The sequence below is a fragment of the Pseudoalteromonas sp. ESRF-bin5 genome (genome assembly GCF_002632075.1).
In the GTDB taxonomy this organism is placed as follows: Bacteria; Pseudomonadota; Gammaproteobacteria; order Enterobacterales; family Alteromonadaceae; genus Pseudoalteromonas; species Pseudoalteromonas marina.
Genome location: NZ_NTLW01000241.1, coordinates 1 through 11599, shown reverse-complemented (window position 1 = coordinate 11599; position 11599 = coordinate 1). Strand labels below are relative to the sequence as shown.

Annotated in this window: 14 protein-coding genes and 1 pseudogene; 6 read left to right on the top strand and 9 right to left on the bottom strand. The window is 41.0% G+C overall.

Annotated features, from left to right (window positions below; all coding sequences use genetic code 11):
• The first annotated feature begins 22 nt into the window (after positions 1-22).
• Positions 23-559: a gamma carbonic anhydrase family protein gene (locus BCG07_RS15015; protein ID WP_286890899.1), complete on the top strand. Its 537-nt coding sequence runs from the start codon at positions 23-25 to the stop codon at positions 557-559.
• Here BCG07_RS15015 and BCG07_RS15010 read toward each other — a convergent pair.
• Positions 542-802 carry a DUF1488 family protein gene (locus BCG07_RS15010; RefSeq protein WP_248520265.1) on the bottom strand — a complete coding sequence of 87 codons (261 nt, stop codon included), beginning with the start codon at positions 800-802 and terminating at the stop codon, positions 542-544. The genes BCG07_RS15015 and BCG07_RS15010 overlap by 18 nt on opposite strands.
• Positions 799-1623 (bottom strand): shikimate dehydrogenase, encoded by an 825-nt coding sequence (gene aroE / locus BCG07_RS15005; protein WP_286890896.1) that lies wholly within the window; start codon positions 1621-1623, stop codon positions 799-801. The genes BCG07_RS15010 and aroE overlap by 4 nt, the downstream gene beginning before the upstream one ends.
• Before the next feature lie 53 nt (positions 1624-1676).
• Here aroE and BCG07_RS15000 point away from each other — a divergent pair, with 53 nt between their 5' ends.
• Positions 1677-2114 carry a group II truncated hemoglobin gene (locus tag BCG07_RS15000; RefSeq protein WP_286890894.1) on the top strand — a complete coding sequence of 146 codons (438 nt, stop codon included), beginning with the start codon at positions 1677-1679 and terminating at the stop codon, positions 2112-2114.
• Between the two features lie 42 nt (positions 2115-2156).
• Here BCG07_RS15000 and hemF read toward each other — a convergent pair whose 3' ends face one another.
• From hemF to BCG07_RS14970, 6 genes are all read right to left on the bottom strand, one after another.
• A complete protein-coding gene (hemF, locus tag BCG07_RS14995; RefSeq protein WP_286890892.1) occupies positions 2157-3107 on the bottom strand; it encodes an oxygen-dependent coproporphyrinogen oxidase in 951 nt (316 codons plus the stop codon).
• A gap of 1 nt (position 3108) precedes the next feature.
• A complete protein-coding gene (gene tsaC / locus BCG07_RS14990; protein ID WP_006794007.1) occupies positions 3109-3672 on the bottom strand; it encodes an L-threonylcarbamoyladenylate synthase type 1 TsaC in 564 nt (187 codons plus the stop codon).
• Between the two features lie 24 nt (positions 3673-3696).
• A complete protein-coding gene (locus BCG07_RS14985; RefSeq protein WP_008130812.1) occupies positions 3697-4266 on the bottom strand; it encodes a DNA topoisomerase family protein in 570 nt (189 codons plus the stop codon).
• Between the two features lie 118 nt (positions 4267-4384).
• Entirely contained in the window at positions 4385-4858 is a 474-nt protein-coding gene (locus BCG07_RS14980; RefSeq protein WP_006794005.1) for a DUF494 family protein, read from the bottom strand.
• 1 nt (position 4859) lies between these two features.
• The gene (gene dprA / locus BCG07_RS14975) at positions 4860-5951 is read right to left on the bottom strand and encodes a DNA-processing protein DprA (protein ID WP_058551604.1); all 1092 of its coding nucleotides are present in this window, start codon (positions 5949-5951) and stop codon (positions 4860-4862) included.
• A 31-nt stretch (positions 5952-5982) separates the two neighbouring features.
• Positions 5983-7104, bottom strand: a complete 1122-nt coding sequence (locus BCG07_RS14970; RefSeq protein WP_286890888.1) for a LysM peptidoglycan-binding domain-containing protein — start codon at positions 7102-7104, stop codon at positions 5983-5985.
• 119 nt (positions 7105-7223) lie between these two features.
• Between BCG07_RS14970 and def the strand changes: the two genes are divergently transcribed.
• From def to trkA, 4 genes are all read left to right on the top strand, one after another.
• Positions 7224-7730 carry a peptide deformylase gene (def, locus tag BCG07_RS14965; protein WP_006794002.1) on the top strand — a complete coding sequence of 169 codons (507 nt, stop codon included), beginning with the start codon at positions 7224-7226 and terminating at the stop codon, positions 7728-7730.
• Positions 7731-7751: 21 nt separating this feature from the next.
• Positions 7752-8705 carry a methionyl-tRNA formyltransferase gene (fmt, locus tag BCG07_RS14960; protein ID WP_276755144.1) on the top strand — a complete coding sequence of 318 codons (954 nt, stop codon included), beginning with the start codon at positions 7752-7754 and terminating at the stop codon, positions 8703-8705.
• Positions 8698-9993, top strand: coding sequence for a 16S rRNA (cytosine(967)-C(5))-methyltransferase RsmB (gene rsmB / locus BCG07_RS14955; protein WP_010558121.1), 1296 nt, complete (start codon positions 8698-8700; stop codon positions 9991-9993). Before fmt ends, rsmB begins: the two co-directional genes overlap by 8 nt.
• A gap of 85 nt (positions 9994-10078) precedes the next feature.
• Complete coding sequence (trkA, locus tag BCG07_RS14950) at positions 10079-11455, top strand: Trk system potassium transporter TrkA (RefSeq protein ID WP_006793999.1); 1377 nt, start codon at positions 10079-10081, stop codon at positions 11453-11455.
• Between the two features lie 67 nt (positions 11456-11522).
• On the opposite strand, the pseudogene BCG07_RS14945 reads toward trkA, so the two are convergent.
• A pseudogene (locus BCG07_RS14945) lies at positions 11523-11599 on the bottom strand (EF-hand domain-containing protein); the annotation flags it as partial.

Sequence of the window (11599 nt, the reverse complement as noted above, 5' to 3'; positions counted from 1 at the left end):
TGTTTAATTTAAAGGTGCATATATGGCAATACGTTCTTATAAAGGAATTACCCCTGCGTTTAATAAGTCTGTTTATATAGACGAGTCGTCCATATTAGTCGGTGATATTACTATAGGCGATGATAGCAGTGTATGGCCTTTAGTTGCTGCACGCGGCGATGTTAACCATATTCGTATTGGTGAGCGCTCTAATATTCAAGATGGCAGTGTATTACATTTATCGCGTGCAACTAAAAGCAATCCAGATGGTTACCCTCTTATAATAGGCGATGATGTAACGGTTGGTCACAAAGTGATGCTACATGGGTGCGTACTTGGTAACCGTATACTCGTGGGTATGGGTGCGATTGTCATGGATAATGTAATTGTAGAAGATGATGTTATTATTGGTGGGGGCTCGTTGGTACCACCAAATAAGCGCCTGGAATCAGGCTATTTGTATGTAGGAAGTCCAGCAAAGCAAGCCCGCCCATTGACTGAGCAGGAGCTCGCTTTTTTAAAAATATCGGCAGATAACTATGTCCAATTAAAAGATGAATATCTAGCTGAAGCTAACTAATTCCACTTCAATTTGACCTGCCGAGTTATAACTTTCTTCTTCTATTAGTTGCTCGGCACGTTCTTCGTATTCAAAACGGTATTTTTCAAAATAATCTGTAGCGTGACTTTCATCCGTGAGTTTAAGTTTACTTATCGCAATAACACACTCCACCAGCATGCCACTCACTTGAGCAAAAAACACTAACTGATGATCAGGCTCTCTAAACTCGAGTCTATCTATAAATTGTATAGCTTGGTTCATTTTAGTGAGCCTTGTTTAAGCGCTTTAACCACGGGAAGAATTTCTGGCATTTTGTTATGCCAAACATAATAAGCTTGTGCTGCCTGCCCTACCAACATACCACTGCCATCTAAAAGCTTAGTATTGTTACTATGCTCTGCAACCCAGTTCATAAAAATAGTGTTTGTCAGTGAATAAAACATATCGTATGCAACATCACAGCATGTTAAGTGCTTTTTATCTAGGGCTGGCAATTCGTTATTCATGCTGCTAGATGTTGAGTTTACAATTAGTGAGTAATTACTTACTGGCAAACCATCGAACCCATAGCCTGAAACTTTTCCGTATTCAGCAAATAGCAGAGCTAAGTCTTTTGCTTTTTGAGCGGTACGATTAACAATAATAATTTCTGCGGGTTTTTGTTCAAGCAATGGTAATATAACCCCCCTTGCAGCACCACCAGCACCAATTATTAAAATACGCTTATTTGTAATCACAACTTTATTAGCAAGGAGGTCATTTACAAAACCAACACCGTCGGTGTTATCTCCTAATAATGTTCCATCGTTTCTTTTTTTAAGTGTATTAACTGCACCGACTATTTTAGCAAGCGGTGTAAGTTCATCAGCCATTGCAAACGCCTGCTCTTTAAATGGCATGGTAACGTTCGCACCTTTTCCACCTTGCTCAAAAAATGTCGATACTGTTTTTTCAAAGCTGTCGATAGGTGCTAATATTGCGCGATAGTCGATTTGCTCACCTAGCGAGATAGCAAATTGTTTATGTATCGCGGGGGATTTTGAATGTTTAATTGGATTTCCAAAAACCGCATATTTGTCCATTTTAAAACAACCTCTTTGCAGCTAAGTGCTGCTTATAATCGATGATAAATAATATGATTAAACGACTTTTTTCTAAATCTAAGCCTAAGAAAGTAGATCAAACACCTACACCTGAAAAAACGCCTTACGAAATCATTGGCGGAGAGAAAGGTGCACGCGCTATTTCTGAACGATTCTACGACATTATGGCCTCAGATGAATACGCTAAACCGTTATATGATATGCATCCTCAACCATTAGATAGAATTCGCCAAGTCTTTTTCGAGTTTTTATCAGGTTGGTTAGGTGGGCCTTCACTATTTGAGCAAAATCATGGGCAGCCCATGTTACGTAAACGCCATATGCCATTTTTAATTGACCAGAACTTACGGGATCAATGGATGTATTGTATGAACAAAACTCTTGATATTGAAATTGACAACCCACTACTTCGAGAAGGGCTTAAAAATTCATTTTCTCAGCTAGCAAGCCACATGATTAACCAACATTAATCACAAACAATAAAAAAGACGCGAAAGCGTCTTTTTTATTGTTTATATTTGCCACTCTCGGGCTATTAGCTCTTCTGGTTTACTTGAAAGCCAAGCTTGTGGTCGCAAGTAATACTGATATAAGTTTGCCTCAAGGCTGTTTTCAGCTGGTGTAAAGTTATACTCCCAGCGAGCCAGTGGTGGCATCGACATTAAAATAGACTCTGTTCGCCCGCTACTTTGCAATCCAAATAATGTGCCTCTATCCCACACTAAGTTAAACTCAACGTAACGACCACGGCGGTAGAGCTGAAAGTCACGTTGCTGTTCAGTGTACTCATCGTTTTTGCGACGCTCAATAATTGGAATATAGGCATCTAAAAAGCCATTGCCGACTGACTGCATAAATGCAAAGCTTTGCTCAAAGCCTAGTTCATTTAAATCATCGAAAAATAAACCACCCACCCCACGTGTTTCATCACGATGTTTAAGGTAAAAGTACTCATCGCACCATGTTTTGTATTTTGAATAAACATCACTACCAAACGGTACACATATATCGTGTGCAACTTGATGCCAATGCTGTACGTCTTCAAATACCGGGTAAAAAGGGGTTAAATCAAAACCTCCACCAAACCACCATATTGGCTCTTCGCCCTCTTTTTCGGCTATAAAAAAGCGTACGTTGGCATGACTTGTTGGTACGTGCGGGTTTTTGGGATGAATAACAAGTGAAACCCCACAAGCATGAAAACTACGCCCTGCAAGCTCTGGCCTATGGGCGGTTGCAGAACCTGGCATGGATGCGCCAAATACATGAGAGTAATTTACGCCCCCCTGCTCAATTACGTTACCATCAGTAGTTACTCGAGTACGGCCACCACCGCCTTCAGCTCTTTGCCAGCTATCTTCGACAAATTTAGCACTGCCATCTGCAGCTTCTAGCCCTTGGCAAATGGTATCTTGCAAAGCCATAAAGTAGGCTTTTACTTGTTCTAATAATTCGCTTTGCATATTACCCTCTAAATACTTTACCGGTCATGGCATCTTTTATTGTGCTGGGTTGTGTGTTTCCACCTAACGGCTCATCAACATAAAAGCCAACTTGATCAGCAAATTGCTCCTTTGCTTGCTCAATGCTTATTACTGTTTCTTGGCCTGTTAAATTTGCACTGGTTGATACCAGTGGCTTTCCAAACTCTTGGCATAAGCGCTTAACTGTTGGGTGATTTGTTACCCTAACCGCAATGGTATCAAACTGCCCTGTTAACCATTTTGGTGTGCTTTTTGCCGCTGGCATAACCCACGTAATAGCAGCAGGCCAACTAGAAAATATGTCTGCACGTTTGTCCATAGGTACTTTAGCATCATCAACATACTTTAATAATTGCCCATAATTATCAGCAATTAAAATAAGGCCCTTTTCAACTGGTCGCTGCTTAATTGCCAATAATTTTTCAACAGCATGCTGATTATCGGGGTCACATCCTAAGCCGAACACAGCCTCTGTTGGATAAACAATAACTTCGCCTTCATTTAAACATGTAAGTGCTGAAGGCGTATTTGAAAGTTCTGACAAGGTGGTCTCCAAAAATGTTAAACGTTATTGAGTAAGCTTATGCATGCAACTTTTTTGCGGGCATTGTAGTAGTGTACCATTTGCCATGTGTCTTTCTATGACGATGGGCCAATCACATTTTGGGCATGGCTGCTCTACAGGTTTATTATTAAGCGTGTATTTACAGCTTGGGTAGCTGTCGCATGAATAAAATACTTTACCAAACTTATTACTGCGAGCAACTAAGTGGCCTTTTTTGCATTTTGGGCATGCTGGTAACGTAGCCTCTTGTTCCTTTTGCTCGTTGTCGTTTGCAATATAATGGCAATCAGGGTACCCCGTACAACCAATAAACATACCGTAACGGCCATTTTTAACAACCAGCGGTTTGCTGCATTGAGGGCAAGAGGAATCTTCAAGTACTTTTATTTCGTTACTTTCGTGGTGTACTAATGGCCTAATAAAGTCACATTGAGGGTAACTTGCACACCCCAAAAAAGGGCCTGACTTACTGTTGCGGATCACTAACTCTGAACCACACTGTGGGCATACTTCGTATTCTTTTTCTAAGGCGTGCTTATTCGCCGAGAAAAGCGAATGGTCGATTTTACTCATAGTGTTCCTAAGAGGTAAGTGAATTTTCGCCTAATATACCCAAACCACTTAAAGATACAAGCTATGCTATGCGCTTCATCTCGAGTAATTTGGGTTATATAAATAAATTCATAAGGTATTAATGCAATAACTCGGTGGGCTCATCAAAAATTAAGTCTTCCATTTGCTCGTATGCCTCTTCAGAGCCGGGGACATTAAATAACACCATAAGTACTATCCACTTTAAATCATCTAAGCTAATCGCTGGCTTATCAAGTGCTGCAAGCTTATCCATAACCATTTCACGGGTAATGCTATTAATAACTCCAATTTGCTCAACAAACATTAAAAAGCCACGACACTCAACGTTTAACATATTGCATTCGCTTTCTGTAAATATACGAATAGCGCGCCCTGGGTTAGCGATTAAATAAGGAGATTCATCGCTGTGTTGTAAATCGGCTAACTGTTCTAGCCAATTTAAGGCTTTAAATATTTCTGGTTTATTAAAGCCTGCACGAACTAACTCGTCGGTTAATTCATTTTGCTCAGCAAAAATGTCAGCTTCGCTATGAATGTAATTTTCAAATAGATACATAAGAATATCGAACATGCTACCTTCCTACGCTAAGCCTAATATAACCATCTAAAATGCGTTCAATTTGATCGTCTAACTCTAAATCAAGCAACCTTGCCAGTACTTTATCTATTGGCCATTGAACACGGCGTACAATATCGTCAACAGTTGTTACCTCAAACCCAATACTGTTTAAAACTTCGCAATCACTACTTTGCTGAAGCGTCTCTTCTTTACTATATAGACCGCTTTGATAAGAAAAGCTCACTTCATCTAAAATATCGGTCACATTTTCAACAAGTTTAGCACCCTGCTTAATTAAAAAGTGGCTGGCTTGTGCAAGCGGGTTTTTAATAGAGCCTGGTACTGCAAACACCTCTTTATTTTGTTCAAGCGCATAACGCACAGTAATTAATGAGCCGCTTTTAATTTCAGCTTCAACAATTAATACACCTAAAGATAAGCCCGAAATAATTCTATTTCGACGAGGAAAATTATGTGCGTTAGCGGCGGTTCCGGGTAAAAACTCACTAATTAATAAACCACTATTGAGTACTTGTTCTGTTAATAGTTTATGGCGTTTAGGGTAATAAATATCAACACCCGTGCCTAATACCGCGATAGTTTTACCATTCCCTGCTAAAGCACCTTTATGTGCTGCGCCATCTATTCCTCTGGCCATGCCCGATGTCACAGTAATACCAGCCTTTGTTAATTCGTAGGCAAACTCGGAGGCTATTTCAAGCCCTGTTGGGGTGGCGTTACGGCTACCAACAATGGCTATTTGTGAGCTAGAAAGTAAAGACACATCGCCCTTACAAAATAGTAATAAAGGTGCGCTAGCTATGTGTTTTAGTGAATCTGGGTAACGTGTATCAAAAAAACAAATAACTTCAATATTATGCTCTGCAACAAGCCGCTCATAATGCTGTACTTTTTGCCAATCTGTATTGAGTAAATTACTGGCCTGATTAGCCGTTAACCCTAACTCGTGTAATTTAGCGTGGGGTAAGTCAAACAATGACTCAAGTGGGTGGTGTTTAGATAGGGCTAATAAGGTTTTTGTGCCTAATCCCTTACACATATAAAAGGCAAGCCAGTGAGCTAACTTGCCTGATGACTGATCCATGCTCTCTCCTAGAGCACCGACTCGCTACTTCTTAATGAATAACTGCAATATCTCCAACGCGAATTGGGTGCTGGTTTTTTGTTATTAATGCATAACTTACTTTGTCATACACTTTGAATACAATTAACTCGCCTACTTTTTCTTTAGGCATTTTCCATGTTGTATTATCTTCGTCAGCTTTATTGCTAAAAAACTGACTTGCATCAGATAACAGTTTTTCAAATTTACTTGAATCCTCTGGGTAACGAGGACCACGAGGACCATCAATAACCGTAGGTGACTCACGCTCTAAATCTAAAACATGACCTGGTTCAATATTTTGCTCGCTGCCTAAGTTTAGCACTACAACATCCATCGTGCTGAATTCTCTTACTTGGCGAGGAGACGCTATAACTTGCCCTTCTACTGGCTCTAGTGGGCGGTGAATATCAAAATAGGCTGGCAGCAACTGCCCCTCCATTGCTGGCATTAAAAAATCACCTTGTTTAATTTCTCGTTTTACTGACTCAACACGTAATGACGACGGCACACCATTACTTTCATCGCCACTTCTAAACGCTCGCGCCATGCCAACGTACGATGCACGCGTTGCTAATACTTCGCCTGTGTTTAAATCTCTGTAGGGTTCACCCTCGTTGTAAATCGCATAAGCACCATGTACTTTTAAGTCACCTTTAACGTATAAAATATGGCCTAACGTTTGTGTTTTTGTGTTTTCGTTAGCACCTAACACATACGGCATATTTTTTATATCGTCGCTGTTAATCGCTTGCTCGTAACTTAAATAAGGTTTAATCATTTGCAAAGGTAAGGTGGTAATTGCATTCAACCCTTTTGGGGTAATACGTCCTTGAGGTGACAGCTTTCGGTACGCTTTATTAATAACTAAACGTGGATTTCCGTCAGCATCGTATATAAGTGCCAATGCATCACCCGGATAAATTAGGTGAGGGTTATCGATTTGCGGGTTCATTTGCCATAGTTCTGGCCACAACCATGGCTCATCTAAATAAATGCCAGATATATCCCACAACGTATCACCTTTTTTTACAACATACTGTTTTGGTGCATCTTTTTTTATTTTTAGCACATCAGCAATCGCCCCAAAAGAGGTGCTTAGTGCCAGTATGATTGCAACTAACGGAAATTTCATTGAGCTTCCTTGTATTGTTTTTTCATTATTATTGCCCAAAACCTGTTAAAGGTGAACGTGAATGGCTAAAATAAGAGCATACAATACCCTAAATTAAGCACAAGTGAAAAAGGTAACTAATGGCTAGGTTAGAAGTTTTAAGATTTCCAGATGAGCGTTTACGTACAATAGCAAAAGATGTTGCAGACGTTGACGACCAAGTTCGCCAAATTGTAAAAGACATGCTCGAAACCATGTACGACGAAAATGGCATTGGTCTAGCCGCAACGCAAGTAAATATCCACCAGCGTATTGTGGTTATTGATGTCTCTGAAGAGCGTGACGAACCACTGGTATTAATTAACCCGCAAATCATTAAAAAAGATGGGTCAACGATTAGCGAAGAAGGCTGTTTGTCAGTGCCTAACTCTTACGCAAAAGTAGACCGAGCAGAAACAGTGACTGTGGCTGCACTAAACGAAAACGGTGAAGAATTTGTGTTAGACGCAGATGAGCTATTAGCTATTTGTATTCAACACGAACTAGACCACCTTCAAGGCAAGCTATTTATTGATTACTTATCTCCATTAAAGCGCCAACGTATTCGTAAAAAGCTTGAAAAAGAAGCTAAGTTTGCAGCACAGTAATCAGTACCTTAGGAAAACTCAGTGATCCAACCATTACGCATAATATTTGCCGGTACGCCGGATTTTGCCGCACGCCATTTACAAGCGCTAATAAATAGCGAACATGAAATTGTGGGCGTATATAGTCAACCAGATCGCCCAGCAGGTCGTGGTAAAAAATTAAAAGCGAGCGAAGTTAAAGCGCTAGCACTTGAAAATGACTTGCCTGTTTTTCAGCCTCAGTCATTAAAAAATGATGAGGCACTTGCAGAGCTCACCGCTTTAAACGCCGACATAATGATTGTGGTGGCCTATGGATTAATTTTACCCAAAGCTATTTTAAATGCGCCACGCTTAGGCTGCTTAAACGTGCATGGTTCTATACTACCTCGCTGGCGTGGTGCTGCGCCTATTCAACGTGCAATTTGGGCAGGTGACGAGGAAACGGGCGTAACCATAATGCAAATGGATGAAGGCTTAGATACCGGCGACATGCTGCATATTAGCCGCTGCCCTATTAGTGACACAGAAACCAGTGCCAGTTTATATAACAAACTAGCAGAGTTAGGTCCTAGTGCATTAATCGACACCGTTAATAAGCTAGCTAATGGCGACATTACCCCTCAGCCTCAAAATGATGAGCTAGCTAACTATGCTAAAAAACTCTCTAAAGAAGAAGCAAATATAGATTGGTCTATGAGTGCCGTGCAAATAGAGCGTAATATTCGCTCTTTTAATCCTTGGCCAGTGTGTTTTACCCAAATGGGCGAACAAACCGTAAAAATATACCAAGCAAAAGTAGTTGATCAATCAGGTAAGCCAGGCGAAATTTTAACAAGTGATAAAAACGGTGTTGTGGTTGCCTGTGGTGAACACGCTTTAAGTATTACTCAGTTACAACCGCAAGGTAAAAAACCAATGGCAATTAGCGACTTTTTAAATGGTCGCAGTGACTGGGTTAGCCCTGGCACACTATTAGGCGAAAATAATGAATAAAGTACAAAACGTACGAGCGCTAGCCGCTGAGACTTTATATAACGTGGTTGATAAAGGCGCTTCGCTTAATCAAGAACTACCATTTGCAAGCCAAGGTTTACCACCAAAAGACAAAGCACTGTTACAGCAAATTTGCTATGGCGTATTACGCTACTTACCTAGCCTTGAAAACTACTGCCAACATTTAGTAGAAAGCCCACTAAAAGGTAAACGTAGAATTTTTCAGTTTTTACTCTACGTAGGTATTTATCAATTGCAGCACATGCGCGTTCCACCGCATGCAGCAATAAGCGAGACCGTAAATGCACTGGGTCAAATGCGCGCACTAGGATTAAAAGGGTTAATAAATGCTATTTTACGTAGCTTTCAACGCCAGCAAGCAGAGCTTGAAGAAAAAGCAAAGCTTATTCCAGTGTGTTTATACAACCACCCCAATTGGTTTATTAAACAGGTAAAAGAAGCCTACCCAGAAAACTGGGAAGCCATACTTGAAGAAAACCAGCAACAAGCGCCAATGTGGTTACGTGTAAATCAATCACAATTTAGCACGCAAGAATACAGCGATATGCTAACGGCTAACGATATAGAACATACATTAAACCCAAACTTTATAGACGGGATCAAACTAGCCAAGCCACGTGATGTTTTTTCACTTCCTGAGTTTGATACGGGTGCTTGTTCAGTGCAAGATGCAGCAGCGCAATTAGCTGCTCGCTTTTTAGAGCCAAAAGATGATGACGTTATTTTAGATGCCTGTGCAGCACCTGGCGGTAAAACATGCCATATATTAGAGCTTGCCGACGCCGACGTACTTGCACTTGATAGCGATGCCACTCGCCTTGAACGCGTAAAGCAAAACTTAACCCGTATAGGTTTAGGTGCCGACCTACAATGTGGTGATGCATCGCAACCGCACACATGGTGGGACGATGAACAGTTCGATCGTATCTTATTAGACGTGCCTTGTTCAGCAACCGGCGTTATTCGTCGCCACCCTGATATAAAATGGCTACGCCGTGCATCCGACATTGAAGACTTAGCCGCACTACAAGGCGATATACTCAATAGCATTTGGCCTCTACTCAAGCCTGGTGGTACATTGGTATATGCAACATGTTCGGTTCTTCCAAAAGAAAACCAACAACAAGTTGCTAAATTTTTAGCTAATAACGATGACGTCGAGCATATTCCACTTCATGATAAAGACACCCTCACCACACCGGGTTTGCAGCTACTTCCGGGTGAAAGTGATGGTTTTTATTACGCTAAAATGGTTAAAAAAGCCTAGTTAAACAAGGCTTAATAACGCGTACAACAAGCCATTTTTAAATTTAAAAATGGCTTTTTATTACTACTTAATACACTGGTAAATAATGAAAATAATCATACTCGGTGCTGGACAGGTTGGCGCCACGCTAGCTGAAAACTTAGTAGGCGAACAAAACGAAATTACCGTAGTAGATATTGACGGTAACCGTATACGCGAACTGCAAGATAAATACGACCTTCAAGGCGTAATGGGCCACAGTGCTCACCCTGATGTTTTGCGCCGCGCCGGCGCAGACGATGCCGATATGATTATTGCGGTAACCAGCTCAGATGAAGTAAACATGGTGGCGTGCCAAGTGGCGTATAGTATTTTTAATACACCCACTAAAATTGCCCGAATTCGCTCTGAGCAGTATTTAAAGTACCGTGAAAAACTTTTCCAAAACGATGATTTACCAATCGATCATTACATTGCCCCAGAAGCGTTAGTCACTAAGTATATACGCCGCTTAATTGACTACCCTGGCGCATTGCAAGTATTGCAGTTTGCCGATGGTATGCTCTCGCTAGTTGCAGTAAAAGCCTATTACGGTGGTTTATTAGTGGGCTATGCCTTATCTGCATTAAAAGAGCATATACCCAATGTAGAAACTCGCGTTGCAGCTATTTACCGTCAAGGCAAAGCCATTAAACCGCTCGGTACAACCGTTATTGAAGCCGACGATGAAGTATTCTTCATTGCGGCAACCAAACATATACGCGCCGTAATGAACGAACTGCAGAAGCTTGAGCGTTCATACAAAAAAATAATGATTGCTGGTGGCGGTAACATTGGTGCAGGCCTTGCTCGCTCTCTTGAAAAAAATCACACCGTTAAGCTAATAGAGCGCAGTAAAGAACGTGCTGAACAGCTTTCAGAAATGCTCGACAACACGGTAGTATTTTGTGGCGACGCCTCCGATCAAGAACTTCTTTCTGAAGAACATATTGAACAAGTGGATGTGTTTATTGCCGTTACCAACGACGATGAAGCCAATATTATGTCGGCCATGCTTGCCAAACGCATGGGCGCGCAAAAAACCATGGTGCTTATTCAACGTGGTGCGTATGTAGACCTAGTACAAGGTGGCGAAATAGACATTGCCATATCGCCGCAACAGGCAACAATTTCTGCATTGTTAACCCATGTACGTCGAGGTGATATTGTTAACGTGTATTCATTGCGTAAAGGGGCTGCAGAGGCTATTGAAGCAGTTGCTCATGGCGATGAAAATACCTCCAAAGTAGTTGGCCGTGCAATTGCCGATATAAAACTACCCGCTGGAACAACTATTGGGGCCATTGTGCGTAACGACGATGTACTTATTGCCCACGACGACACCATTATTATGTCGGGCGATCACGTGATTATGTTTTTAATTGATAAAAAACATATCAACGTAGTAGAAAAGCTCTTCCAAGTAAGTGCTATATTTTTATAACGCATCAAACACAAAAAAGCCGCTGAACATCGCGGCTTTAGTGGAGTATGATTGGGGCTTATCAATGCTACTGTACTTTGGCAAATTCTTCTTTAGAAAGCTCACCATTTCCATCTGTGTCTAAATCTTTAAAAATTTTCACTA